Below are 24,420 nucleotides of genomic sequence, written 5' to 3'. Positions count from 1 at the left end.
GAATACAGGCTTTGCCTATCCGTCGGCATTAGGTGCAAAGCTTGCAAATCCGAATAGTCCTGTAGTGGCCATCGTAGGGGATGGCGCCTGGGGAATGAGCCTGCATGAAGTAAGTACGGCTGTAGAGGAGAATATTCCAGTAGTAGCATGTGTTTTTAATAACAATGCCTGGTGTGCAGAAAAGAAAAACCAGGTAGATTTCTATAATAATCGCTTTGTAGGAGCGGATATCCAGAATCCGGACTTTGCAGAGGTGGCAAGGTCCATGGGGGCACAGGGAATAAGTGTAGACAAACCTGAGGACGTAGGACCAGCTATCCGCCGTGCAATAGAATCCAGCAAACCGACAGTTATTGATATTCAGGTGGATGGCACGCAATTGGCACCTCCATTCCGTAAAGATGCCTTAAAGATGCCGACTCGCCTTCTGCCGAAATATGCTCACCTAGATCATAAAAACTGGTAGGCAAAATGGAAGGAGCTTAATAGATTTTTGATTAAGCTCCTTTTTTAAAGAAAGCTTAGGAGTTTGAATTATATCGTTACGGTGCTGAAGTTAGAAAGTTGCTATGACGCGAACTGACCGATATAGTGGAAAAGCGGCCGAAAAAAATGAAAATTGACCGATAAATGGCAGAGTTGACCGATAAATTCAAAAACTGACCGATAATTATGTGAAAGTGACCGATAAAGTGGAAGTAAATAGAAGAAGCACGACATATTAATGCCAATAATTTACAGAATATTAAGAAAATAAAAAGGAGGCAGTCGATGAGCTGGTATTTTGGATACATTTTGGCATATTTCATATTCATGTTTGCAATTGGAATCTATTATTTTACAAAAATTAAAACCTCTGACAGTTATTTAATTGCAGGCTGGAATATGGGGTTTTGGAATATTGTCGGTACAATCATCAGCACGAATTGCGGCGCTGCCGTTTTTATTGGCTGGATTGGAATGGGGTTCACAATGGGGGTATCGGGATTTTTTAAATTTGCATTACCAGCCATGCTTGTCAGTATGCTCTTGATTTTCTTCTTTAGCCGTCCATTAAGAAGACAGAGATTGTATACACTGGCCGACCTTTTTAGTGAAAGATTCGGAGCAAAAACCGGTATTATTCCATCAGTGTTATCTGCTTTTATATACTCAGTTCCCACTACTGCCCTGCAGATTGTAGGGATGAGTACCGTATTCAGCATTGCTTTTAATATGAATGTGAAAACTGGAATTGTACTGTCATTTATTTTGATTCTCGGTTTTACGATTTTGGGCGGTTTAGTTGCAACGATTGTAACGGATGCCATTCAAAGCGTAATTCTGATTGCAGGGATTGTGATGCTTGCATATGCCGCCTTGAATTTTGCCGGGGGGATGGAACAAATTTTTAGTAACACGCCGAGAGATTTTTTAACTCCGCTCGGTGCGAATGGACTCGGGGATGTCCTGCTATTTGCCCTTTCTGTAGCTCCGTTCTACTTAGTTTGGCAATCCACATGGCAGCGAATCTTTGCTTCCAAGACAGAGGATATTGCCATTAAAGCTGGCTTAACAGGTTATGCCATTACTTTATGTATTTCTGTGCTTCCATATAGTATAGGAATTATGGCAAGGCAATTTGTGCCAGCCGATATACACCCAGATTTAATTTTCTCCTATGTAACCGTGGAAATGCTTCCTCCTTATATTGGCGGCATCATTCTGATCGGACTCCTATCAGCACTTATGACAGGTGCAGACTCCTTCATTTTACAAGGAAGCTCTAATATCACTCAGGATTTGTATCACCGTCTATTAAATCCCAATGCTACGGAAAAGCAAATGATGTTTGTTTCCCGCTTGAGTGTAGTGATTATATCGGTATTATCACTGTTAGTTGCTTTTGCATTAACAGATATAGTCAGCATGTATCAATGGGCACTCAGACTGTCAGCAACAACTCTTGTGTTTCCGTTTCTGGCCATTATGTTTTGGAAAAGGACAACCAACACCGCTGTCATTTCCAGCATGCTTCTGGCTTGTTTCACTACCATTCTTTGGCCTCTTATCAATACAGGAATAGATCAGACAATACCCGGCTTTATCGCTTCTTTTTGTTCACTTGTCATAATTAGTCTCTGGACGAAACATTCATCAGCAGAAAATGTAAAAGCTGTTTACTGGGAAGACCTTCCTTCAGCAAATAGAAAGATTGACGATACCGATTCAGCAGAAAACAAAGCTGTCTAATAAGGAGGGATAAGGATGAGTATCCTTATCATAAAAAATGCAAATATCATCACACTTGATCAACATAATACGAAGGCAAAATCATTGCTTGTCAGTAATGGCATCATCGAAAAAATTTGGGATAAAACCGAACCGGACCGTTCGGAAATTCCAAAAAGCCCTGATATTGAGATCTTGGATTTAAACGGGGCTGCTTTGCTTCCTGGTTTTATAGACACTCATAGTCATTTATTAATGTTCGGGCAAATGCTGAATTATGCTGATTGCAGATCCCCGCGAAATAAAAACATTGGTGATATAAAGGAAAGAATAAGAGAAAGGGCCAGTAAAGCAAAACCTGGAGAATGGATCATGGGGTGGGGATATGATGATACCCTATTGGAGGATAAAAGGCATCCGAACAGGTCTGATTTAGATCATGCAGCACCGAACAATCCCGTTTTTATCCGGCATATTTCCGGACACTTTGGTGCTGCCAATTCCAAAGCTCTTGAAATGGCTGGAATCGATGAAAGCATTTCGAATCCGCATGGCGGGTACTTTACACGTGATGATAATGGAAGGCTGGACGGTGTCATACATGAAATTCCCGCTCTGGAATTTATTTTTCCATTCCTGCCTTCTCCGTCAAGCGATGAACAAGTCAAAAATATAGAAAATGCGGCAAAGGTGTACCTGTCTCAGGGAATCACCACCTGTACAGATGCCGGGGTGGGCCTGGACAGAGGAATAGAGGAATTAAATGCGCATATAGCAGCCATTAATTCAGGTAAGAATCCGCTGAATATGCGGCTAATGATCCTGCATCACCTTTTAAGAGAGGGAAGTGCTTTTTCGGGTTATACCGCCGATCAGCTCGATCTTGAATTAAAAAGGCGCACCAAAAACAGAGCATCACTCGATAGTGCCAAATTATTTCAGGATGGATCCATCCAGGGACTTACCGGTGCACTCCGCGAACCTTATCATTGTGATAATTCTGTATTTGGTGAGCTCCTGCATGATCAGGACACTTTTGCAGAAGAAATGCTGGATCTCCATAATAGAGGATTTAGAATAGCGATTCATGGAAATGGAGATCGGGCTATTGGATCTATCCTTGAGGCTTTCGATTATGTTTTGTCAAAAAGTCCGATGGATGACCACAGGCACCGGATTGAACATGTACAGACTGCAGGCAGTAAAGACCTTGATGCCATGCAAAGATTAGGTGTTGCTGCTTCGTTTTTCATCAATCATGTTTATTTTTGGGGAGATCGGCACCGCAGAATATTCCTGGGTGAAAAGAGGGCGGCTAGAATTAATCCTTTGGCTGATGCGGTTGACCGCAATTTGCTGTTCACACTGCATTCTGATTGTCCAATTACCCCAATTTCGCCCCTGTTTTCCATATGGGCGGCTGTAAACCGAATCACTTTAGAAGGTGATGTGCTTGGTGATGATCAAAAAATTGATGTTCTGGATGCTTTAAAAGCGATGACATCTTACGGTGCAGCTCTAAACTTTGAAGAAGATTCTGCTGGCACAATAGAAGAAGGGAAAAAAGGAGATTTTGTTGTCCTGGATGCCGATCCTCTTACCTGCCCAGCAATGGACTTAAAAGATATACCTATATTGGCGACCATCATTTCCGGTAAGGTTGTGTGGGAGAATACAGAAAAAGCTTACACTCATTCATAGATAACCGCTATTCAAAAAATCCTCGATACTGAAGCAAAAGCCGGGGGTCCGCTTTTTGCTCCAGTATAAGGATAAGGCATTAGCTCAACAAGATTAAGCAGTCCTTAATAAATTTTGAGAGAAGCCTTAATAATGGAGGGGAAAACATGGAAGAAAGGGTACAGCTTGAAAAAACGTTTAAGCCGCAATGGGTGTGGGCTATCGCGCTTGGTTCTGCCATTGGCTGGGGAGCCTTTATTCTGCCGGCTGAATGGATGGGGAAAGCAGGCCCGATCGGGGCGGTGATCGGGTTAACCATTGGTGCTTTATTAATGATGGTGATTGCCGTCAGCTACGGGGTTTTAATTGAAAAATATCCTGTTTCCGGCGGTGAGTTTGCTTATGCATATATAGGGTTTGGAAGGAAACATGCCTTTATTTGCGGATGGTTTCTGACTCTTGGCTATATTTGTATTGTCGCCCTGAATGCATCTGCATTGGCCTTGCTTGGAAAGTTTATGCTTCCCTCGCTTACAAATATCGGTTTGTTATATGAAATAGGAGGCTGGCAGGTATATCTGGGTGAAGTAGTGATTGCGACTGCAGCACTTCTGATCTTTGCCTATTTTAATATAAAGGGTGCTTCCATTTCTGGCAGTCTCCAATATATATTCTGCATTATCCTCGTTGCCGGTGTGTTCCTGCTCACCATAAGCATGATACTAAGTCCATCTTCAGATCTGTCAAATCTTCAGCCTTTTTTTAAACCGGGGATACCTGCACTGACTGGAATCATCGCAATCATCGCGATTGCTCCATGGGCATATGTTGGTTTTGATAATATTCCGCAGGCGGCTGAAGAATTTAATTTTCCTCCTAAAAAGGCATTCAAGCTTATCATTTATTCGTTAATTGTAGCTTGTGTCTTATATTCCTTTATGATTATTGCAACAGCAGTAGCAATGCCATGGCAAAACCTTATTGCCGGAAAGCCGATTTGGGGGACAGGTGATGTCATCTCTGATACGTTAGGTGCCTTCGGAGTGCTTCTGCTCGCAATCTCCCTTTGCATGGGTGTATTCACAGGGCTTAATGGATTCTATGTTTCTTCCAGCCGATTGTTGTTTGCGATGGGGAGAGCAAAAGTAGTTCCTAAAGCTTTTTCCAGGCTTCACCCGAAGCATGGCACCCCTTATGTAGGGATCCTGTTCACATGTGCCCTGTGCCTGTTTGCTCCATGGTTTGGGCGTCCCGTCCTATTATGGATTGTTGACATGTCAGCAACAGGAGTAACCATTGCCTATTTTTATACTTGCTACACAGCTTATAAACTGTTCAGCTGGACAGAAGCAGCCGATGGAAAAATGGTCTCACCCGGCAAAAAACTGGTTGCTCTGATAGGAGCATTAATTGGACTTGCATTTCTTGGGTTGCTGCTCGTGCCTGGATCACCATCAGCGCTTGGAGCACCTTCACTGATTGCCTTAATCGTCTGGACAGTATTAGGATTAGCTTTCTATCTATATAAAAGGAAAGAATACAATCAAATACCTAAAAGTACACTTGATTATTATATTTTAGGCAAAACAGATACAGATGGGACTGATGTTAAGACTGATAGCCAGGTTAGTATAAAAATAGATGCTTAATAGCATAGAGTGAGCTGTGAAGCAGTTTCAAAAACACGGGAAAAATATTTATATAATTTATCTATCAGAGAACCAGGTTTCGTCAAAACAAAGTCAGAAAAGGTTGAGGGTTGGGTCATAATAGGAAGCTTATTCGGACAGAGGGAAGCAGAAAAGGCGAAAAGCAGTCCGAATACAAGCCAGATTCGGACAGGATGAAGGAAAAAAAGGGTGAAGCAGTCCGAATACAAGCCAGATTCGGACAGGATGAAGGAGAAAAAGCGGAGATCAGTCCGAATACGAGCTTGGTTCGGACAGGATAAAGGAGAAACAGCGAAAAGCAGTTCGAATACGAACCCGATTGATATCATTCTGATAAGGCCCCATTCATAATATGAATGGGGCTGCTTTTCATTTATTATGTACCTTCATAAGCACTGAACTCCAAGTCTGCGGCTTTGAGCTTTTTTGTACTTTCTTTATTCTCACTGCCTTGATGAAATAAATTCCATCAGCTTCCTGCTGGTATGTTTCAGGGCTTCCTCATGATAGATCATGTAGAAGTCCCGCTGCATTGTAATTCCTTCTATATGTAATTGTTTTAAAGTCCCGAGCCGAAGTTCTTTTTTTACAGCAGACTTTGAGATGATGGAAATGCCTAAACCCGCTTCTACGCAGGTTTTAATGGCTTCGGTGTGTTTCAGTTCCATAATGACATTCAATTTGGAGGCATCTACATGGCATCTTCTAAAGGAATCTTCCATCACTTGCCTTGTTCCTGATCCTTTTTCCCGGATAATAATAGGAACTGACAGCAGCTCCTCGATGGTTATACTGTCCGTCTTAATGAATTTATTTTCAGGAGAGGCTATGATAATCAACTCATCTTTGGCAAAAGGAACCTGTTTTAAGGCTGGGTAGGAGAGCATGGATTCAATGAACCCTAAATTGATTTCATGATTTAACAGCTTCTCAACGATATGCCTGGAATTATATACATTTAAATGCAGGCTGACTTTCGGATAGAGACTCGAAAAATCGGCTAATAAAAAGGGGAGTACATGCTCCCCGATCGTTAAGCTGGCTCCGACCTTTAAGTCCCCATGTACACTTCCCTTTAATTCTTCCAGTTCATTTTCAGTTTCATTCATTAAAGCTATCAGTTTTTTGACTTTATGATATAGGATTTCGCCTGCAGGAGTCAGTGAGATTTTTTTGGTTGTCCGTTCAAATAGCTGACAATCCCATTGTTCTTCGAGTTGTTTGATTTGAAGGCTGACACTGGATTGAGAGAGGTGAAGATCCTTGGCAGTCTGGGAAAAACTTTTATTATTGGCGGTGACATAAAATACTTTTAAATAGTCGAGGTTCATAGGTATCCTCCTTCAATCATGTAACTCCCCTCTATCTATTGTAATTGATTAGGGGACATTTAAAAAACTTTATATAGTAAGAGAAGCAGAGGGGTTATGGCAAGAAGACCCAGAAAGCCTGCTATGGCAACAGCCACTGGTTTAAAGCCTACTTTCACAAAGTCTTTCCATTTAATATTAAGCCCCAGCCCTGCCATACCCATTGCAAGGAGGTAGGTGCTCAGTAATAAAAAGATGCTGATGATACTGCCGGGTATGGAGAAAATAGTATTGATCAGGCTGGTAAGGAGAAATCCGAAAATAAACCATGGGATTGGCAGCTTCCCTATATTCCGGCCTTTGCCGCTGTTTTTTCTGCTGTAAATAAAGCTTATGATAAGGGCAACTGGTATCAATAACAGGACTCTTCCCAGTTTTACAAGAATGGCAGAGTCACTGCTGACATCCCCGCCCGGAACACCTGCAGCCACTACATGGGCAAGTTCATGCAGTGTTGCCCCGGCTAATACACCATATTCCTGCTCGCTGATAGGAAGCAAGGGAAATAAAACAATATACAAAATGGCCCCAATGGTCCCTAAAACGGCTATGCATGATACTGCAACAGCGGTTTGCTCTTCCTTGCTTTTGACAATAGGCGCAATCGCAATAATGGCTGCCGCTCCGCAAATAGCAGTGCCAGCAGCAAGTAAAGCTGACAATTTCTTATTGATTCTGAAAGCTTTGCCCAAAAGCAGGATGAAACTCATGGTAAAAACGATGACCACAACATCGATGATCATGATGGAAAAGCCTGCTGAGATAATTTCCTGCAAATTCAGCCTAAAGCCCAATAAAATAATCCCTGCCCGAAGCAATACCTTGCTTGAGAACTGTACACCTGAATGAGCGTCCACAGGTACAGATAGCGTATTTCCCCAAATGCCTCCCAGCAAAATGGAGAGGATCATAATTCCGAGAATGGAGAAAAAGGGAAGATTGGCAATTTGGCCAGCCAGAACCGCAAGGAAAAGGGTCAGCGATAATCCTTTTGCAAATCCGATAGCCTTTTGTTTTTTTTTAGGTTCTTCTATTACATATTCTTGAATTTTTTGAGCTTCCACAGATAGTTCCCCTTTCGTTCATTTGATACCTTAACCGTACCATAGGAAAGGAGAACCGCTTCACCGATTGTTTAATAAGGTTTATTGGATTTCTTAATGATTCAAAAGTGTATGGATTAAGCCCCTTTTTGCTGCAAAATAATGACTTCCTCTTCTTTTTCTTTCATTGATAGGAATAGCACTCCTGCAATGATGAAAACACCGCCAAGCATTTGATAGCTCCCGAAGGTTTCTTTTAGCCACAGGAAGGATATCAAAGCTGCCACAAGAGGCTCAATACTGGATAAAAGACTGGTTTCTGTGGGGGAAAGATACTTCAGACTCCCTATATAAAGCAAAAAAGAGAGGGTGCTGATCACAATAATGCTAATTAACATAGATAATGTATCCATACGAAGTGCTCCTGCCATGTTGGCAAAGCTGAATGATGGCATCAGCAAATATAGGACGATTCCGCCAAGCAGCATTCCCCACCCGATGATTGTCATCGTTCCCCAGGTCTTAATGAGGGAAACAGGCTGCAATGTATAAAAGGCAAATCCAAGCGCCGTTAGAAAACCGATCCATAAAGCCTTTTCTGATAAAAGGATTTGATCCAGGGATCCGTTGGTAATAAGCAGAAAAATCCCTGATAGAGCGGTGACAATGGCCAGCAAATGGATCTTGGCTGGCCATCGTCTGGACTCGATTGCCACATAAATGGTGATCAGAACCGGACCAGCAAATTGAAACAGGGTTGCTGTAACGGCATTGCTCACCTGAATGGTTTCGATAAAAGCATATTGCCCTCCAAGCATCCCCAAAACAGCAAAAAGAAGAAGCTGTATCCAGTGGCGGGGATATTTCCATATCGCAAATACATTTACTTTCCGGCAAGATAAGAAAATGAGCGTGAAAATGCCTGCCGCAATCAATCTGACAACTAAATAATCGCTTGATGATAAGTGGGTTTCCTGAAAAAACCACTGCAGCATTGGACCGGATAATCCCCATAAAGAAGCTCCGCTTATGATCATGGCCAGTCCCAGCTTGCGTGAATTGCTCATGTTGTTTGTCTCCTTACTGTATTGGTTATTATCATGTATTATAGATAATAACTGGTGTTGTTAGAAGGGTCAGATTTTTAATTTTTAAGGGGGTCAGGCTGATGTCCGAGTTAACGCCAAATCTAGACTTTACAAGCGGTGAGGCACTATATGTGCAATTATATAAATATATTAAAAAAGAAATTAAGACAGGCAATCTGGCGGTAATGGCAAAGCTCCCTTCCAAAAGGAAATTTGCCAGATATCTTCTGGTCAGTGAGAACACAATTGAATCTGCATATGAACAGCTTATGGCTGAAGGATACATCGAATCGAAGGCGCGCAAAGGATATTTTGTGAGTGAAGTTGAACAGAACCATTTTGCTTCAGAAAATGAAGAGCCTTTCGCTGAAGAAAAACAGCATACTGAGGGTAAGTACCTGTATCATTTTACACATTCCGGGGTGGATATTAGGACGTTCCCTTTCTCTGTGTTCCGGAAATTAACAAATCAAGTCCTGACTAAGGATAATGGCGAGGTTCTAATGATTGGCCACCCTCAAGGCGAGCTGGAATTGCGGAACCAGATCGCGAGTTATCTGTATAAATCCAGGGGTGTAAATTGTTCCCCCAGCCAAATCATTCTTGGCTCAGGAACACAATATTTAATGAAAACTTTATTGCAGCTGCTGGATGGCAGTATTTTTGCTGTCGAAAATCCGGGATATCACCGCAGGCTCGTCATCTTTGAAAAAGGAATGGACAATGTGAGGGACATTCCTCTCGATAAAGATGGACTTATTTTATCTAAACTGAAAAAGTCAGGAGCAAACATCGTCTTTGTCACACCATCGCACCAATTTCCATGCGGTATGATTATGCCTATTGCCAGAAGGATGCAGCTTTTAAAATGGGCAAAGGAAAAGCCTGGCCGTTATATCATTGAAGATGATTATGACAGTGAATTCCGCTACACAGGCAAGCCGATCCCGGCCCTGCAGGGATTGGATAAGGATGAAAAAGTAATCTATATGGGTACTTTCTCGAAAGCCCTGCTTCCCTCTCTAAGGATTAGTTATATGGTCCTTCCAAGACCTTTGCTGAAGATTTATCAGGAAGATTATTTCTTTTATGCGCAAACTGTTTCACGGACAGATCAGGAGATCTTGATTAAATTTCTTCAGGAGGAGTACTGGGATAAGCATATCCAGAAAATGAGGGTCGTATATCGAAGGAAAAGAGATATCCTAATTTCTGCCATATCGAAGTATTTTCCACCAGTTTCTGAAGTAATCGGACAGGACTCAGGTTTGCACATATTACTTCGGCCGAATAATGAAATGAATGAACAGCAGCTGATCAGGAAAGCCTTAGAGGCAGAAATAAAAATTTATCCTGTATCTCAATTTGGAGAAAATGACGGTCACACTGTATTGCTTGGTTTTGCCTTACTATCTGAAGAAGAGATATATGAAGCAATAAGGGTGTTAGCCAGGGCATGGTTTGAATTGTAAAACCTGATAAGTGGTGATATTGCATGCGCAGCTTATCCAGACCCATACTATGGAGAACATTTGCATGATTTCTAAAGTAGTTATTAATACTCATTTTACCAAGTAAAGCGAACTGTTTGTCCATTCAGTACGTTTCCATTTGTAACAGGCTTTTGCCTGAAAAATTAGATGGAGGTTTCTTGAATGAAAAAGTTTTCTTTCCTGATGGTTTGTCTATTTGTTATGGCAGGTGCTGCGGGTTTTACGGCATTTTCGAATTCCGTAGAGCCGGCAAATTCTTCAGTTGAAGCCGCACAGACTGAAGCTGTTCAAGTTTATGGTCCAGGTGGTCCTTTGGGCCCGATAAAGGAGGCTGCAGAAAAGTTTTCAGCGGAAACAGGTATCAGGGTGAACGTAACGGCTGGACCTGAATCCAATTGGATTCAGCAGGCAAAGGAGAATGCGGACATCATTTATGGCGGTTCAGAGTATATGATGCAAAACTTTGTGTTTAACCATCCTGGAATGATAGACGAAAAATCACGAACAGAGCTGTATCCTCGTGCTGCTGGTATTCTGGTGAGAAAAGGAAATCCCCAAAAAATAGAGTCGCTTGAGGATTTAGCAAAGCCAGGAGTTAAAATAGTGGATGTTAACGGTGCAGGCCAGCTTGGCCTTTGGGAAGACCTGGCAGGAAGAAAGGGCCTGATCGCTGGTTTAAATCAAAACATTGATATTTCAGTCAAAACCAGTGCTGAAGCCATTGATCTTTGGAGGACAAATTCAAAGCTGGATGCATGGATCACATATGAGTCCTGGCATTATCGCTTGAGGGATGAAACGGAATTAATTGAATTACCTGATGAGGAAAAGATATACAGAGGAACACCCATTGCTATTGCCAAAGCGTCGCACAATAAAAAAGAGGCAAAAAAGTTTATAAAATATTTGCAAACTGAATCAGCCCATAAGATTTTCCAAAAATGGGGATGGAAGTAGGAGGCGAATCTTCAATTAAAAATGACTATATTTTTATCGAAAAACAACAGTCTGTGACTTCTTATCCAGTTTGAAGAATCTAATAGAGGGAATGAAATGGGCGAGGAGGGTTCAAGTGAAAAAAATACTTTCATATATATCAATATTAGTGATCGTTATAATGGCAGCTGGCTGCAGTTCAAATGGAGATAATGAGACAAATGAAAATTCAAAAGCGAACAACTCAGACGGACAAATGGATGATGAGCTTTTAAATGGCAGTGATGAGGTAATGGCGGTTCTGGATGAATTACAAGCTAATTTGAAAAATAAAGCGGAAAACTCGGAACTGATACAAAAAACAGGCAAAGACCTTGAGGAAAACTGGGATGAGATTGAGAAGAAAGTGGAGGAGAATTTTCCTGAAGACTACGAAAGTATTGAAGAAAGCTTATATCCACTAATTAGTGAATCTCAAAAAGATCAGGCTGACTCTGCTAAAATGAAGGAACTGGTTACCGTAACAAAGGAAAAATTAGAGTCATTTAAAGTGAAATTAGCTGAATAATAATGAGTTTAAACCTGCCCTAAATTTCATTGGGCAGGTTTATTTTGTTATATTACGTCCCCAGCACTTTTTGCCCTTGCGGCTGAGTGTTGAATGGATTAGGTTCCAATGTAATCCCAATATCTTCAAAGGAATATTCTGAAGGAAGGCGGTAGGTGATAAGGCCGCTCCCGTTTTGATCAGGTATCAAAGTGCCGGCACTTTGCCGATTTCCGTTCTGTAACAGCCATACTTGGTATACTTCATTGTTCTTTGTAATAGGCAAATTGTTTAAAGCAATGACAAGACTTGTTTCCGTACCTTCCTGAAGAAGGTATGCGCTGCCGGTTGCAGAAGCAGCTAAGCTTTGCCCTGTTAAGGAATAAGTCGTAACAATTTGTGTCGGATCAGCAGCTTTATTCTCTAATGACTTAATCGTATCTTTCAATTGAAGGCTGTTCCAATAAAACCCAATTAAACAAATGATTAAAATAGCTGTTACAGCAGTGGATAGGGGTGAAAAATGCCTTTCGGCAACTGATAAAATTCGTTCTTTAAAGCTAATCGGTTCGGCTTCTATTTTTTCTTCGTGTTTAAGAAATTTATTTTCTTCAAAGACAAAATCCATCACTTGTGACTTCAATGATTCCGGTACCTCTGTTTCTTCTATATCATAAGAAAGCATTTGCCATGTTTCTTGTATAGATTTCAGTTCCTGCTGGCATTTTGCGCACTTTAGCAGATGGTCTTCGAACTGTTTTTTATCTTGGTTTGTAAGTTCATTTATAATATATAAAGATAAATTATCACATTTATTCTCCATGCCGAACACCTCCTATTTTCCCGTTGAAATTATTCCGAAGCTTTTTTAAGGCCTGATGCAGGCGGCTTTTAATCGTACCCAGCGGCTTTTGTTCAAGTTCTGCTATTTCACTTAAGGAGTAGCCTTCCCAATATAATAAGTTGATCAGGCGCTGCTGTGGTTCAGAGAGATGTCGTTTTGCTTCTTGAATCTGCTGTTTTAGCAGATTTCTTGTAACTTGCTGCTGGACATCATCAGCTGGAAGACCTTGCATTTGCTGCCATTCTTCAAGCTCCAATTGGACCGTCCCTTTATATTTTTGTTCTTTACGGATGAGATCTATGGAAATGTTTCGAGTTATGGTGAGAAGCCAGTTCACAAACTGTCCTTGGGATGCATTATAGGTGTTTTTTGTCGTCCAAAGCCGAAGGAACACCTGCTGAACAATTTCTTTCGTTTTTTCCGTATCGCCCTTGGTTATTTTTATGGAGAAGCTGTAAATAAGTTTTACATATCGGTCATACAGCTCTTCAAGTGCTGGCCGATGATTTTGAACAATTAATTCTATTAGTTCTTCATCTGACTTAGAATTCATTGACGGAAATCGCTCCCTTGTTAAACGAAATTATTTAGTATAGATGTTAACATAGATTGTCGGGAAAATTTGATAGGGGAGGAAAAAAAGAACTGCCGATAAACCAGGCAGTTCCTTCAGCAGTATCCATTATTGTGCAAATAATGTTTCGCTGTTAACAATAAACCAAACATCTTTGACGCCTTGTCCGTTTACATCACCAGATGCTTCGTCCCTTACGAAGTAGTAAAGCGGATAGCCCTTGTAGGTCGTTTGTTTCTCACCAGTGTCAGGCCGAGTAATCGTTCCGAAGTCTTCTTTATTAAATCCTTCTGGAACAGCAAGGTCTTCAGAGTAGAAAGCAGGCCAGTTTTTAAGGCAATCTCCACTGCAATTTGATGTATTTGGCTGATCTTTTGCAAAGTAGTAAAGTGCCATACCTTTAGCATCTGTAAGATATTTACCTATTTTTTTGTTTTCCAGCAGTTGAAGTTTCGTATCCGATTCTGCAAGATCTTTTTCTGACTCGTTGTTAACCGCTGTTGTTGTTTCTTGTGCTTGTTCCTTTGCACCTGTACTTTCTGGTTTTTCCTGATAGCTGCATCCTGCAAAAAGTATGCCAGCTAAAAGAATTGTCCAAAAATAAATTTTTGTTTTCATGATGAATCCCTCCGTTATTTTTTCTTATCAAATACAGGTAACGTAAGGGAGGTGTAAACGGTTTTATACAAATTTAAAAGTTTTTAAGATTCCTCAAAACAGGGCGGAATCAACAACTCGCATTCTGGCATTGATAAGTTTAACAATTTATATTTGTATATAACTTTCCAATCTGACTATGCCTGATTTTAGTGCTCTGATGATTCAGGGAAATAATACAATCATAGTATTTCGTTATGAATGACGAGGTTAAGGATAAAAGTACTTGTACGCTCAAATAAACTCAGAAATTAAAACAGCAGCCGGTCTTATGTGAACCGGCTGCTGTTTTATGATTTATGCAATTGTTGAAGCTGTCTTTTTCTGTTTATGGTGCTTATCCTGCAGCACAAATTGATTACGCCCTGCCCCAATTCCGGAAATGGTAAAGATAGCCGTAATGGCCATCAGGAATATCAGTGGAACCGTCCAGGAGTGGAACAGATCATACAGTGAGCCGATGAGAATCGGTCCTGCCGCTGCCAGCAGGTAGCCCACGGATTGAGCCATTCCTGAAAGGCTGGCAGCCTGTTTGGCATTTTCAGCACGAAGGCCGATCAGGGTTAAGGAATGACTGATTGCAGCTCCAAGACCAATCCCGAGGAGAACGATGCTGATGTTAGAGATGATGGCATTAACATTCATCAGGAGACCCGATATGCCGGCAAAAGTGAAAATGCCGATGCCAAGAGCAATCCCTTTTTGGTTAGGCAGCCGATCGGCAAGAACGGGAATAATAAAATTAACAGGTAGTCCTGAAAACTGGAGAACCGTTACCATCCATCCGGCGTCAGCGATTTCCCGTCCCTGGCTATGAAGAATTTCGGGGAGCCAGGTGGTTGTGCTGAAATAGACCATTGATTGCAATCCCATAAACAGTGTCACCTGCCAGGCGATGGGTGAGGACCAGATAGAACCCTTTGGTCCAGATACTTTAGGTGCTTCCTTTTTTTTCTTTTGTAAGCTGATCTGCGGAAGCCAGACAATGATGGCGATAAGAATTAAGATGGCCCATACACCAAGTGAAAGCCTCCATCCCAGGCCAATGTTTTCTGCAAGCGGGATACTGAATCCTGGCGCAAGTCCTGCACAAATTCCCATTGAAAATGTATAGATGCCTGTGAGCAGGCCAACCTTCTGCGGAAACTTTTCCTTGACCATTCCAGGAAGAAGCACATTGCAAAGACCAACCCCTAAACCTATTAAAATAGTTCCTATGTACAGCGGCGGAAGCATTCCCAAAGAACGGGCCGAAATGCCGGCTCCCAAAATAATCAAACCCAAAAGAATGCTCCATTCACTTCCAAGCTTTTGGGCAATCTTTGGAACAAAAGGAGAGAGAAGGGCGAAAGCAACGAGCGGGAGGGTAGTCAGAAGGCCTGCTGCACCATTGGAAATTCCCGTTTCATCCCGGATTGCTCCTATCAATGGCCCAACTGATGTAATCGCAGGGCGTAAATTAAAAGCCACAAAAATAATGCCGGCCATCAGGAAAAAGGTTTTTAAATCAAACTTTGCTGAACTTCTCAACTATAGACACTCCTTAAAGGTAATTCGAAAATCCTTCGCATAACGAAAGGATAATATTCAGAATAGTATAATTGTTTTCAGGTTAAAAGTATATAGTTTTAAGCAAAATGGCAATATTTTTACAGTTTATTAGAGGGTATTAAAATCTGAGGGGAAGCAGCCGGTAATTAAAAGAAGTAAGGGAGGACCCTTACTTCTTTTCTTAAATTGATTCTAATGCATCCAGAATTTTATTAAGCCAATTCATATAAAACTTATTTAATCCACTATAATGTTCCTGGATCAGGTTCGGAATGACGTCCTGGTAATCATGCTTCCCTTCACTTTCTGTCTTCAGTTCGGAGATCCATGATTTAATATGCTCTGCTGCTGCAGGGACTTCGGTTGATTCGATGAATAATAGGGCCGGATAAAGGGAGCGCGGTTCAGGCACCCGCTTTTTAAACACCTCAATGATTTCTTCTGAAAGCTGATTTTTTCCTTCTTCTGTAATTTGGTAGACAGTCCGGTTTGGCCGGTTATTCACCTGCTCCTGCTTTTCAGCCTGGATCCACTTATGCTTTTCGAGCTTGCGGATGGCATGATATAAATTGCCGTCCGTAACGGGGAATAGGTGATCCCATTTGTGTTCTAAAATGACTTTTTTCATTTCATATGGATGATATTCTTTCACTTTTAATAGACCAAGAATTACGATTTGCATTGACATAATTGCAGCTCCTTTTAAACAATTACTCTGCGATTGAAAAAGACATATCCCGCAAGGAAAATGCCGTTGAGCTTTTACAGGAGACAATCTCACGGTATGGAAAAGTGGACATCCTTGTCAACAACGCGCATGTTACCAGACAGATATCATTTATGAAAACAACACTGGAAGACTTTGAATTATCCTTTAATACAGGATTTTACCCTACTATCCATTTAATGCAAGTCTCTTATGAACAGTTTAAGAAAAATAAAGGATTCGTGATTAACTCTGCTTCAGGTGCCGGGATTTCGGGCCAGGTGAACCAGGCTCCTATGGTTGTCGGGGGAACGCAAAAATTAACATAAATAAAGAAACTGTCCGCTTGGACAGTTTCTTTGTTTAAGGATATGCTTATCTCTTTGAAGTTAGATAACGTCTGCTCTTTGCGCCATCCGCCCCGAGGCCAGAAGCAGACAAGCGGGCTCGTTCCGCTTGTCTATTGTGCTGAGAAACCGCCGTCAATAACTAATTCTGCTCCTGTGATATAAGAAGCATCATCTGAAGCAAGGAACAATACAGCACGTGCCACGTCATCAGCTTCACCAAGTCTTTGAAGCGGAGTCGCCTGAATTAGTCTCTGCAGCACTTCACTGGATTCTGACAGGTTCTCTGTCATTGGCGTTTTAATGACCCCAGGGAAAACGGCATTAACCCTTATTCCGAATCGGCCAAACTGTGTGCTTGCCGCTCTGGAGATTGCTCTGACAGCACCTTTTGAAGCAGTGTACGTGTTTGTTCCCATTCCAACCATGGCTGTGTAGCTGGAAATATTCACAACGGCACCGCTTTGCTGTTTGACCATTTGCGGCAATACATGCTTCATTCCTGCAAAAGGCCCGAAACCATTGATGCGCATCATGAGATCCCAATCTTCAATTGTCACATCATCTATATTTTTTTCACTTGAAATGCCTGCATTATTAATAAGAACATCGATTCTTCCATGTTCGGCAACAATTTCGTCCACAGTCTCTTTCCAATCATCCTCTGACATGACATTCAGCAATTTGCCTTCTACTGCATCATTTTGACTGACAACGTCTAAAAGCTCTTTATTAATATCCGCTGCAATAACATATGCGCCTTCTTCGATTAAAAGCTCAGTCATGCGTTTTCCCATTCCTGATGCTCCGCCAGTAACCAATACAATTTTATTATCGAATTTTCCCATCAAATTGCCCCCTTGATTTATCTTTTTAATCAGCGTTTACAAATCAAGTATAATCGATAATATACTTTGTGCAAAGTAATTAGTTCTGGAAAAATACCAAGTTTTAAGGGATTTTTCATTATTCTTGATAGAAAGGAAATGGATTGGTATAATGAATGACAGTCAGTCACTTCTAGGTAAGGAGGGTAAATTCATGCAGGATCGGCCAGATGATAAATACAGTAGAATCCTGAACGCTTCTATAGAGGTTATTTCTGAAAAAGGCCTTGAAAAATCCTCGGTATCGGAGATCGTTAAGAAAGCAGGCATCGCTCAGGGAACGTTCTATTTATATTTTTCTTCAAAAAGTGATTTGGTACCTGCAATCGCTAATTCACTTCTCACCAAAATTCTCGATCGCATGAAGAGTAAGGTGCAGGAAGGAGAAAGCTTCTGGAGTACTTTGGATGTCATTATTGATGAGACCTTCAAGATTACCGATGAACATAAAGATATCATAGTACTTGTATACTCAGGACTCGCATTCAATCATTCCCTGGAAAAGTGGGAAGAGGTATATCGGCCATATTACGAATGGCTTGAGATTGAAATCAGCAAGGCAGTTCAAAAAGAAGAAATTTACGCAGACATTAATGTCAAGTGGATCTCAAGGACCATCATTAACCTTATCGAAAATGCTGCTGAAAGATATTATATTGGCGGCGAGCAGGATGAGTCCCTGACTGTTTATAAAGAAGAGCTTTTTAAATTTATGAGAAAATCATTAATCACGGGCTAAAATTATTGGACTGCTTCCAATAATTTTTCTTTAGGGAAAAATGACTGACTGTCATTCAGAGGAGGTTGAGAGTAAATGAAATGGATGTTAGTATTTGCAGCCGGCATCTTTGAAGTGATGTGGGCTTCAGGTCTAAAATATGCAGATTCATTCCTGGATTGGACGATTACCGCTGTGCTGATAGCAGCAAGTTTCATATTATTGATCCGCTCATACAAGGTAATTCCTGTTGCAGCGGCTTATACCGTATTCGTCGGGATTGGAACTGCAGGCACTTATATTTTAGGTGTGTTAATGGGGGAGCCGTTTTCGGTAACTCAAGTATTCTTTCTGGTGATATTATTGGCAGGAATTATGGGCATGAAAACTTTTACGAAACAGGAAAACACGGAAGCGAGAGGTGGATCTTAATGGCTTGGGGATTATTGGTTCTGGCGGGGATCGAAGAAGTGATCGCCACAATCGCCATGAAATACATGGATGGAACGAGAAAGACATGGCCGATCGCTGTAATGGCAGTTGGTTTTATTTTCTCTTTCTTCTGTTTATCTATGGCCATGCAAAGGATTCCGGCCGGTGTGGCCTATGCTATTTGGACAGGAGTGGGGAGCATTGGCATTACGCTGGCTGGTTGGTTCTGGTTTAAAGAAAAATTCGGATATAAACAATTTTTATCCCTGGCGTTTATCTTAATTGGAGTAATTGGTTTGGGGATGACATCTTAAGTACTTATTAAGCTATAATTATATCGGATGCAGACCGGGAATGTGCTGGTCTGCTTTTTTGGTAAAAAAATATTAAAAATAGTTGCAACTTACAAATAATATAACTATAATGTAACCAAGAGGTGAAAAAATGGAAAATCTTCGCAGTTTGTTTCAAATAATGACGCGCCGTTTTGGCTTACTCAATAAAAATTGCTGCAGTGTCGGCGGATGCGATATTTCCCTCATTCAAAGCCATATTCTTTATGAGATTGAAAATCAGCATAACCCGTCCATGCAGCAGATTGCAGATACATTAGGGACGGATATTACAACTTTCAGCAGGCAGGTTCAATCTTTAGTAAAGTTGAACTTAGTTAAGAAAACGCCGGATCCTGCTGATAAGAGAATCAGTATTCTTTCGCTGACTGTTGAAGGCAAATATATTGCAGGGTCAATAGACCAGCAGATGAATGCATTTTTACAAGAGGTTTTTTCCCAAATGAATGAGTTTGAAAAAGAAACAGTCATCCGCTCAATTCATTTGTTAAATAATGCGATGGCAAAGTCCAATGCATGCTGCAGGCCTTTACAGGGGTAAACCCCCTGGGTTTAATACTTGTATTTTGCAAGTAAAATCAACCAATCCAATTTTGGAGAAAAGAGGAGTACGAATGACCAATTTGAATGATTTTATTGTTGTTAATGGATGCTGCACGCCTAAAAAAAACGAGCTGGAAAAAACATCACTAATCAAGGATGAAGGAAAAGGGCTGCCTGTGGCTATAATTGGAGCCGGACCGGTTGGGCTGGCTGCTGCAGCACACCTGGCAAGCAGAGGGCAGTCATTTATTCTGCTTGAGTCGGGGAAGCAAGTGGGAGCCAATATAAAAAGCTGGGGACATATTCGCTTATTCTCACCATGGCGGTACAATATTGATAAAGCTGCTGGCAGGTTATTAAGCGCAAATGGCTGGGTGCAGCCGCAATTGGAAGGTTTGCCTACCGGAGAGGAACTTGTTGAACAATATCTAAAGCCGCTGTCCAGGCTACCTGGAATAAAGCCTTTCCTTCACCTTAATACGAAAGTTTTGTCAATTGGCCGAAAAGACACCGATAAAATGAAAACGGCAAATCGCGAAAATCTTCCTTATGTCATCCATGCTGAGAAGAATGGAGAGTACAAAACATTCGAATCGAGAGCAGTAATTGATGCTGCAGGCACGTGGGGAAATCCTAATCCAGCTGCGTCAAGCGGAATTTGGCTGGCTGATGAGAAGGATTTGAAGGAAAAGATATTTTATGGAATCCCCCATATATTAGGGAGTGAGCTGCAGCGCTACCGGAATAGGCGCATAGCAGTTGTTGGAGGAGGCCATTCAGCGATTAATGCATTACTGGATTTAGCCGCATTAAAAGAGTCCTATCCCGAAACGGAGATTCTATGGATTATGAGAAGAAATCGGGTTGAGGATGCCTACGGAGGAGAAGAAAAAGATGCACTTGAAGCACGCGGCCGCCTCGGAAGCAGAATCCATCAATTGGTTGATAATGGGCAAGTGGAGGTCATTACTCCATTTCGTATCCAGCTGGTCAAAAAGTCAGAAACGGGAATTGAGTTAATAGGCAGTCAAAATGGCAAGCAGAGCAGCCTGGATGGAATTAATGAAATGATTGTCAATACAGGAAGCCGTCCGGATTTTTCAATCATAAGTGAGCTTCGTACTTCCATAGATTCTTCAACTGAAAGCGTAGAAGCATTAGCACCATTAATTGATCCTAATATTCATAGCTGCGGTACGGTTCGCCCCCATGGAGAAAAGGAGTTAAGACAGCCAGAGAAGAATTTTTATATCGTGGGTTCAAAAAGCTATGGCCGTGCTCCAACTTTCTTGATGGCAACAGGCTATGAGCAGGTTAGGTCAGTGGCAGCTTATCTAAGCGGTGATTTCGCCGCTGCTGAAAAAGTGGAGCTGGATTTGCCGGAAACGGGTGTTTGCAGCGTTAATCTGAAAAGTTCCTGTGATGAGACTGCACCTTCTTGCTGCAATTGATTAAAAGGGAGGGTATTTCCTCCCTCATAACGAATTTAAAGGTGATGACAATGACCATCAATCATGCTGGAGCGCTAAAAAAAGAATATTTTATTGCATATATGAATTTAATCATGAATGCTTTTGAATGTTCTGTTGAGGAAGCTAAAGATAGAACTTTTGAAAGGCTGTTTCGATTGCGGGAAAGTGAAATGGGGCAGGAAACGTATGCACAATTTCTATTGGCTTATCGGGATTTAATTAAACACTCCAATGAATAAGAAATATCCGGAGAGGATGAATCAAGGTGACTATTAAAGATCAATTATCTTCACAGCCAATTATAATAGTCGCCATCGTCACAGCTTTAAGTCTCTTAGGAGATTCCATGCTGTACATTGCCTTGCCTATTTATTGGGAAACTGCTGGGCTTGAATCAATTTGGCAAGTGGGTGTGCTCCTTTCCATAAACCGTTTCATACGATTGCCTTTTAATCCATTTGCAGGCTGGATATATAAACACATTTCATTAAAGGCTGGCCTGATCATTGCCGTCCTGTTAGGCGGATTCACAACAATAGGCTATGGTGTTTTCGAAGGGTTTGCGGCCTGGATAATCCTCCGTGCGTTATGGGGGATTGCCTGGTCATTTTTTCGAATCGGCGGATTGTCGGCTGTTGCCGTATATGCTGAAAACAATAAGCGTGGAAGTTCCATGGGGTTATATAACGGGCTTTACCGAACTGGAAGTCTGGTCGGAATGCTGGTTGGGGGCTTGCTTGTTCCGATCATAGGTTTGAGCACGGTTTCCATTGCATTTGGAGTATTGTCCCTATTGGGGCTGCCTTTAATGCTGAATTCAAAAATTAAGCAGGTAGAGGAGCCGCCTGAGAAGATAGACAGAATGGCTGAAGAAAAGCCTTTCATTGGCAAGACCGCATATAAAGCAGCGATTATTATTTCAGGTTTTCTCATTGCCATGCTATATCAAGGAATAGTGACATCCACGATGAGTTCCTTGATTGAACATTTTTACGGCGAGAGAATATCAATATTGAATGTGGCTGTCAGTGTTACCTTATTATCAGGAATCATCCAGGCGGTAAGGTGGACATGGGAACCTTTTCTGGGAAGGACAGCGGGGCACTGGTCTGATGGAGCGAGGGGGAGGCTGCCGATTTTTATCATTTCTTTAATCTTTGCAGGAATTGTCTTTGGAATGGTATCCATTAGACTTCCATTAGGGCTGTGGATAACGGTTACTCTTTTAGTAATGGCCGGAGCTACTATTTTATCAACCATTCTGGACACGATTGCCCTTGACACAGCAAAAACTGCAAACGTGGTTTCTTTCCTTACAATATACTCCATCTCTCAAGATTTGGGGGCAGCTTTAGGGCCTGCGCTTAGTTACATATTAGTCCAATTAGAGGCTGGTTTTACATTTTTATATTGGGGCGGTACGTTCATACTGCTCATTTTAGCCGCAATTTGGTCGGTTTTAGCAAAAAGGCTAAACACATCTATAAAAAAAGAGATCTATGAATCTTATTAGCGGGGGACCTGCAATGACCATTGAGACTGTTGTTCGTGAAGCCAGAATGGCAGATTTAGCAGCTATTCTGGAGATTTATAATCAGGGAATAGAAGACCGTATCGCAACATTGGAAACAGAGAAAAAAAATCTTTCCTATATGGCAAAATGGTTTGAACAGCACCAAGGCAGATATTGTGTGCTTGCCGCAGAAGAAGAGGGCCAAGTGATTGGATGGGCTTCGCTGAATCCGTATAGCAGCCGCAGTGCTTATGATGGAGTGGCAGATCTTTCAATTTATATTTCCAGGGCATTCAGGGGCAAAGGAGCAGGCGGGAAGCTGCTTTCTTCCCTTGAATTGAAAGCACGAGAAAATAAGTTCCATAAGCTGGTTTTGTTTACCTTTCCATTTAATGGCCTTGGACAGGGACTTTATAAGAAAATGGGGTATCGTGAAGTTGGCACATTCCAAAATCAGGGTGTTTTGGATGGAGAATTTGTCGACGTGATGGCTATGGAAAAACTGCTTTAAATAAGAATGCGGCTATTCGTTTAGCCGTTTTTTTGCTGGTTTTTCTAAGAGTTCGGTGGGATGCCAAGTTCGGACAGGAAGCCGAAGAAAAGCCCTTCCCCTGTCCGAATGAGAGCCGGATTCGGACAGGAAGCCGAGGAAAGAACCTTATCCAGTCCGAATGAGAGCTGGATTCGGACAGGAAGTCGAAGAAAACCCTTCCCCTGTCCGAATGAGAGCTGGATTCGGACAGGGAGCTGAAGAAAAGTCCAGATCCTGTCCGAATGAGAGCTGGATTCGGACAGGAAGCCGAGGAAAGAACCTTATCCAGTCCGAATGAGAGCTGGATTCGGACAGGAAGTCGAAGAAAAGCCCTTCCCCTGTCCGAAAGAGAGCCGGATTCGGACAGGAAGCCGAGGAAAAGTCCATATCCTGTCCGAAAGAGTGCAGGATTCGTACAGGAAGCCGAGGAAAAGCCCATAACCTGTCCGAAAGAGAGCCGGATTCGGACAGGAAGCCGAGGAAAAGTCCATATCCAGTCCGAAAGAGTGCCGGATTCGGACAGGAAGTCGAGGAAAAGTCCAGATCCTGTCCGAATGAGAGCCGGATCCGGACAGGAAGCCGAGGAAAAGCCCAGATCCTGTCCGAATGAGTGCCGGATTCGGACAGAACATTAGTTCCTTTTCTATCCGAAGGAACGGAGGAACATAAGTCTTCACGGAATTCTTCTCTACAAGCCTGAATTGGCATAAGAACAGGACCATCAAAAGAAATGCCCGATTGCATCTGTCCATCCGTTCATTTGTTAAAACCGGCAAACCAAACGAATACAGCTGAAATAAAAAAAGCAAACTATATGTAAAGTTTTTGTAAATAAGAAAAAAAGCATTTGCTTATATAAGCAAATCGTTATATATTAATATGTGCACAGCGGAGGTGATGAGATTATGATAGTGTCCACAGTTGAAATCGGCAAAGCAGCATCCATTTTAAAATTATTAGGCGATAAAACGAGGCTCACAATGGTCAAGCTTTTAATTAACCATGATTGTTGTGTGTGTGAGTTTGTGGAGATTTTTAAAATGAGCCAGCCGGCTATTAGCCAGCATCTCAGGAAACTAAAAGATGCAGGTGTGGTAAGGGAAAACCGGAGAGGTCAGTGGATTATTTATTCATTGAATCAGGATAGTGAATACTACCCATTGGTTCAAACTGTGCTTGATCACCTTCCAAGCCAAGATTTTTTATTAGCAGAATTGGAAGAGCAGGGATTGCGAATTTCCTGTGAGTAAGAG

The 24,420-nt window shown here is 41.7% G+C and carries 28 protein-coding genes; 19 read left to right on the top strand and 9 right to left on the bottom strand.

The window, feature by feature from the left end; genetic code table 11:
* The 5 genes from ACEQ1T_RS11635 to ACEQ1T_RS11615 all read left to right on the top strand — a co-directional run.
* Positions 1-466: thiamine pyrophosphate-dependent enzyme (locus ACEQ1T_RS11635; RefSeq protein WP_370223034.1), on the top strand; the 466-nt coding region annotated here is incomplete at its 5' end.
* 305 nt (positions 467-771) lie between these two features.
* Positions 772-2,232, top strand: coding sequence for a sodium:solute symporter (locus ACEQ1T_RS11630; protein WP_370223033.1), 1,461 nt, complete (start codon positions 772-774; stop codon positions 2,230-2,232).
* Between the two features lie 15 nt (positions 2,233-2,247).
* A complete protein-coding gene (locus ACEQ1T_RS11625) occupies positions 2,248-3,912 on the top strand; it encodes an amidohydrolase (RefSeq protein ID WP_370223032.1) in 1,665 nt (554 codons plus the stop codon).
* A gap of 146 nt (positions 3,913-4,058) precedes the next feature.
* Positions 4,059-5,540 carry an APC family permease gene (locus tag ACEQ1T_RS11620; RefSeq protein WP_370223030.1) on the top strand — a complete coding sequence of 494 codons (1,482 nt, stop codon included), beginning with the start codon at positions 4,059-4,061 and terminating at the stop codon, positions 5,538-5,540.
* 110 nt (positions 5,541-5,650) lie between these two features.
* Positions 5,651-5,842 carry a hypothetical protein gene (locus tag ACEQ1T_RS11615; RefSeq protein ID WP_370223029.1) on the top strand — a complete coding sequence of 64 codons (192 nt, stop codon included), beginning with the start codon at positions 5,651-5,653 and terminating at the stop codon, positions 5,840-5,842.
* A 162-nt stretch (positions 5,843-6,004) separates the two neighbouring features.
* Here the strand turns inward: ACEQ1T_RS11615 and ACEQ1T_RS11610 are convergent, their stop codons facing one another.
* The 3 genes from ACEQ1T_RS11610 to ACEQ1T_RS11600 all read right to left on the bottom strand — a co-directional run bounded on the left by ACEQ1T_RS11610 (position 6,005) and on the right by ACEQ1T_RS11600 (position 9,041).
* On the bottom strand, positions 6,005-6,892 hold the full coding sequence (locus ACEQ1T_RS11610; RefSeq protein ID WP_370223027.1) for a selenium metabolism-associated LysR family transcriptional regulator: 888 nt from the start codon (positions 6,890-6,892) through the stop codon (positions 6,005-6,007).
* A gap of 59 nt (positions 6,893-6,951) precedes the next feature.
* Positions 6,952-7,995 carry a YeiH family protein gene (locus tag ACEQ1T_RS11605; RefSeq protein ID WP_370223026.1) on the bottom strand — a complete coding sequence of 348 codons (1,044 nt, stop codon included), beginning with the start codon at positions 7,993-7,995 and terminating at the stop codon, positions 6,952-6,954.
* A 116-nt stretch (positions 7,996-8,111) separates the two neighbouring features.
* The gene (locus ACEQ1T_RS11600) at positions 8,112-9,041 is read right to left on the bottom strand and encodes a DMT family transporter (protein ID WP_370223025.1); all 930 of its coding nucleotides are present in this window, start codon (positions 9,039-9,041) and stop codon (positions 8,112-8,114) included.
* A 101-nt stretch (positions 9,042-9,142) separates the two neighbouring features.
* On the opposite strand from ACEQ1T_RS11600, the gene ACEQ1T_RS11595 reads away from it, so the two are divergent.
* The 3 genes from ACEQ1T_RS11595 (at position 9,143) to ACEQ1T_RS11585 (ending at position 12,059) form a co-directional block, all read left to right on the top strand.
* Positions 9,143-10,534, top strand: a complete 1,392-nt coding sequence (locus ACEQ1T_RS11595; protein ID WP_206844586.1) for a PLP-dependent aminotransferase family protein — start codon at positions 9,143-9,145, stop codon at positions 10,532-10,534.
* Between the two features lie 183 nt (positions 10,535-10,717).
* On the top strand, positions 10,718-11,512 hold the full coding sequence (locus ACEQ1T_RS11590; protein WP_206844588.1) for an extracellular solute-binding protein: 795 nt from the start codon (positions 10,718-10,720) through the stop codon (positions 11,510-11,512).
* A 115-nt stretch (positions 11,513-11,627) separates the two neighbouring features.
* The gene (locus ACEQ1T_RS11585; RefSeq protein WP_370223023.1) at positions 11,628-12,059 is read left to right on the top strand and encodes a hypothetical protein; all 432 of its coding nucleotides are present in this window, start codon (positions 11,628-11,630) and stop codon (positions 12,057-12,059) included.
* Positions 12,060-12,111: 52 nt separating this feature from the next.
* On the opposite strand, the gene ACEQ1T_RS11580 is transcribed toward ACEQ1T_RS11585, so the two are convergent.
* From ACEQ1T_RS11580 to ACEQ1T_RS11560, 5 genes are all read right to left on the bottom strand, one after another.
* On the bottom strand, positions 12,112-12,861 hold the full coding sequence (locus tag ACEQ1T_RS11580) for an anti-sigma factor domain-containing protein (RefSeq protein ID WP_370223021.1): 750 nt from the start codon (positions 12,859-12,861) through the stop codon (positions 12,112-12,114).
* Positions 12,851-13,435, bottom strand: a complete 585-nt coding sequence (locus tag ACEQ1T_RS11575; RefSeq protein WP_206844593.1) for an RNA polymerase sigma factor — start codon at positions 13,433-13,435, stop codon at positions 12,851-12,853. The genes ACEQ1T_RS11580 and ACEQ1T_RS11575 overlap by 11 nt, the downstream gene beginning before the upstream one ends.
* A gap of 129 nt (positions 13,436-13,564) precedes the next feature.
* Positions 13,565-14,074, bottom strand: coding sequence for a hypothetical protein (locus ACEQ1T_RS11570; RefSeq protein WP_370223019.1), 510 nt, complete (start codon positions 14,072-14,074; stop codon positions 13,565-13,567).
* 336 nt (positions 14,075-14,410) lie between these two features.
* Positions 14,411-15,601, bottom strand: a complete 1,191-nt coding sequence (locus ACEQ1T_RS11565) for a CynX/NimT family MFS transporter (RefSeq protein ID WP_370223038.1) — start codon at positions 15,599-15,601, stop codon at positions 14,411-14,413.
* Between the two features lie 244 nt (positions 15,602-15,845).
* Positions 15,846-16,352 (bottom strand): PadR family transcriptional regulator, encoded by a 507-nt coding sequence (locus tag ACEQ1T_RS11560; protein WP_206844600.1) that lies wholly within the window; start codon positions 16,350-16,352, stop codon positions 15,846-15,848.
* Between the two features lie 2 nt (positions 16,353-16,354).
* Here ACEQ1T_RS11560 and ACEQ1T_RS11555 point away from each other — a divergent pair, with 2 nt between their 5' ends.
* Complete coding sequence (locus ACEQ1T_RS11555) at positions 16,355-16,699, top strand: SDR family NAD(P)-dependent oxidoreductase (protein ID WP_370223018.1); 345 nt, start codon at positions 16,355-16,357, stop codon at positions 16,697-16,699.
* A gap of 131 nt (positions 16,700-16,830) precedes the next feature.
* On the opposite strand, the gene ACEQ1T_RS11550 is transcribed toward ACEQ1T_RS11555, so the two are convergent.
* Positions 16,831-17,565, bottom strand: coding sequence for an SDR family NAD(P)-dependent oxidoreductase (locus ACEQ1T_RS11550; RefSeq protein WP_206844604.1), 735 nt, complete (start codon positions 17,563-17,565; stop codon positions 16,831-16,833).
* Between the two features lie 193 nt (positions 17,566-17,758).
* Between ACEQ1T_RS11550 and ACEQ1T_RS11545 the strand changes: the two genes are divergently transcribed.
* From ACEQ1T_RS11545 to ACEQ1T_RS11500, 10 genes are all read left to right on the top strand, one after another.
* Positions 17,759-18,343, top strand: coding sequence for a TetR family transcriptional regulator (locus ACEQ1T_RS11545; protein ID WP_206844607.1), 585 nt, complete (start codon positions 17,759-17,761; stop codon positions 18,341-18,343).
* A gap of 75 nt (positions 18,344-18,418) precedes the next feature.
* Entirely contained in the window at positions 18,419-18,754 is a 336-nt protein-coding gene (locus ACEQ1T_RS11540) for a multidrug efflux SMR transporter (protein ID WP_370223015.1), read from the top strand.
* Positions 18,754-19,068 (top strand): multidrug efflux SMR transporter, encoded by a 315-nt coding sequence (locus tag ACEQ1T_RS11535; protein ID WP_206844614.1) that lies wholly within the window; start codon positions 18,754-18,756, stop codon positions 19,066-19,068. The genes ACEQ1T_RS11540 and ACEQ1T_RS11535 overlap by 1 nt, the downstream gene beginning before the upstream one ends.
* A 130-nt stretch (positions 19,069-19,198) precedes the next feature.
* A complete protein-coding gene (locus ACEQ1T_RS11530; RefSeq protein ID WP_206844615.1) occupies positions 19,199-19,648 on the top strand; it encodes a MarR family winged helix-turn-helix transcriptional regulator in 450 nt (149 codons plus the stop codon).
* A gap of 73 nt (positions 19,649-19,721) precedes the next feature.
* Positions 19,722-21,101: an FAD-dependent oxidoreductase gene (locus ACEQ1T_RS11525; RefSeq protein ID WP_206844618.1), complete on the top strand. Its 1,380-nt coding sequence runs from the start codon at positions 19,722-19,724 to the stop codon at positions 21,099-21,101.
* 50 nt (positions 21,102-21,151) lie between these two features.
* Positions 21,152-21,361: a hypothetical protein gene (locus ACEQ1T_RS11520; protein ID WP_206844621.1), complete on the top strand. Its 210-nt coding sequence runs from the start codon at positions 21,152-21,154 to the stop codon at positions 21,359-21,361.
* A 26-nt stretch (positions 21,362-21,387) separates the two neighbouring features.
* Entirely contained in the window at positions 21,388-22,635 is a 1,248-nt protein-coding gene (locus ACEQ1T_RS11515) for an MFS transporter (protein WP_370223012.1), read from the top strand.
* 13 nt (positions 22,636-22,648) lie between these two features.
* Positions 22,649-23,146, top strand: a complete 498-nt coding sequence (locus ACEQ1T_RS11510) for an arsinothricin resistance N-acetyltransferase ArsN1 family A (protein WP_370223010.1) — start codon at positions 22,649-22,651, stop codon at positions 23,144-23,146.
* Positions 23,147-23,409: 263 nt separating this feature from the next.
* A complete protein-coding gene (locus tag ACEQ1T_RS11505; protein WP_370223008.1) occupies positions 23,410-23,802 on the top strand; it encodes a hypothetical protein in 393 nt (130 codons plus the stop codon).
* A gap of 270 nt (positions 23,803-24,072) precedes the next feature.
* Positions 24,073-24,417, top strand: coding sequence for an ArsR/SmtB family transcription factor (locus ACEQ1T_RS11500; RefSeq protein ID WP_370223006.1), 345 nt, complete (start codon positions 24,073-24,075; stop codon positions 24,415-24,417).
* Positions 24,418-24,420 lie beyond the last annotated feature (3 nt).

The sequence above is a fragment of the Cytobacillus sp. genome (assembly GCF_964223445.1).
In the GTDB taxonomy this organism is placed as follows: domain Bacteria; phylum Bacillota; class Bacilli; order Bacillales; family Cytobacillaceae; genus Cytobacillus.
The sequence above is the reverse complement of the archived record's forward strand: the minus strand, read 5'-3'. Positions and strand labels throughout refer to the sequence as shown.

Bases quoted from the DNA above. Each gene is read 5' to 3' on its own strand.
- ACEQ1T_RS11630 (WP_370223033.1), top strand. From the start codon at position 772: ATGAGCTGGTATTTTGGATACATTTTGGCATATTTCATATTCATGTTT.
- ACEQ1T_RS11625 (WP_370223032.1), top strand. From the start codon at position 2,248: ATGAGTATCCTTATCATAAAAAATGCAAATATCATCACACTTGATCAA.
- ACEQ1T_RS11620 (WP_370223030.1), top strand. From the start codon at position 4,059: ATGGAAGAAAGGGTACAGCTTGAAAAAACGTTTAAGCCGCAATGGGTG.
- ACEQ1T_RS11610 (WP_370223027.1), bottom strand. From the start codon at position 6,892: ATGAACCTCGACTATTTAAAAGTATTTTATGTCACCGCCAATAATAAA.
- ACEQ1T_RS11600 (WP_370223025.1), bottom strand. From the start codon at position 9,041: ATGAGCAATTCACGCAAGCTGGGACTGGCCATGATCATAAGCGGAGCT.
- ACEQ1T_RS11595 (WP_206844586.1), top strand. From the start codon at position 9,143: ATGTCCGAGTTAACGCCAAATCTAGACTTTACAAGCGGTGAGGCACTA.
- ACEQ1T_RS11590 (WP_206844588.1), top strand. From the start codon at position 10,718: ATGAAAAAGTTTTCTTTCCTGATGGTTTGTCTATTTGTTATGGCAGGT.
- ACEQ1T_RS11580 (WP_370223021.1), bottom strand. From the start codon at position 12,861: ATGGAGAATAAATGTGATAATTTATCTTTATATATTATAAATGAACTT.
- ACEQ1T_RS11575 (WP_206844593.1), bottom strand. From the start codon at position 13,435: ATGAATTCTAAGTCAGATGAAGAACTAATAGAATTAATTGTTCAAAAT.
- ACEQ1T_RS11570 (WP_370223019.1), bottom strand. From the start codon at position 14,074: ATGAAAACAAAAATTTATTTTTGGACAATTCTTTTAGCTGGCATACTT.
- ACEQ1T_RS11565 (WP_370223038.1), bottom strand. From the start codon at position 15,601: ATGGCCGGCATTATTTTTGTGGCTTTTAATTTACGCCCTGCGATTACA.
- ACEQ1T_RS11560 (WP_206844600.1), bottom strand. From the start codon at position 16,352: ATGTCAATGCAAATCGTAATTCTTGGTCTATTAAAAGTGAAAGAATAT.
- ACEQ1T_RS11550 (WP_206844604.1), bottom strand. From the start codon at position 17,565: ATGGGAAAATTCGATAATAAAATTGTATTGGTTACTGGCGGAGCATCA.
- ACEQ1T_RS11545 (WP_206844607.1), top strand. From the start codon at position 17,759: ATGCAGGATCGGCCAGATGATAAATACAGTAGAATCCTGAACGCTTCT.
- ACEQ1T_RS11540 (WP_370223015.1), top strand. From the start codon at position 18,419: ATGAAATGGATGTTAGTATTTGCAGCCGGCATCTTTGAAGTGATGTGG.
- ACEQ1T_RS11535 (WP_206844614.1), top strand. From the start codon at position 18,754: ATGGCTTGGGGATTATTGGTTCTGGCGGGGATCGAAGAAGTGATCGCC.
- ACEQ1T_RS11530 (WP_206844615.1), top strand. From the start codon at position 19,199: ATGGAAAATCTTCGCAGTTTGTTTCAAATAATGACGCGCCGTTTTGGC.
- ACEQ1T_RS11525 (WP_206844618.1), top strand. From the start codon at position 19,722: ATGACCAATTTGAATGATTTTATTGTTGTTAATGGATGCTGCACGCCT.
- ACEQ1T_RS11520 (WP_206844621.1), top strand. From the start codon at position 21,152: ATGACCATCAATCATGCTGGAGCGCTAAAAAAAGAATATTTTATTGCA.
- ACEQ1T_RS11510 (WP_370223010.1), top strand. From the start codon at position 22,649: ATGACCATTGAGACTGTTGTTCGTGAAGCCAGAATGGCAGATTTAGCA.
- ACEQ1T_RS11505 (WP_370223008.1), top strand. From the start codon at position 23,410: ATGAGAGCTGGATTCGGACAGGAAGCCGAGGAAAGAACCTTATCCAGT.
- ACEQ1T_RS11500 (WP_370223006.1), top strand. From the start codon at position 24,073: ATGATAGTGTCCACAGTTGAAATCGGCAAAGCAGCATCCATTTTAAAA.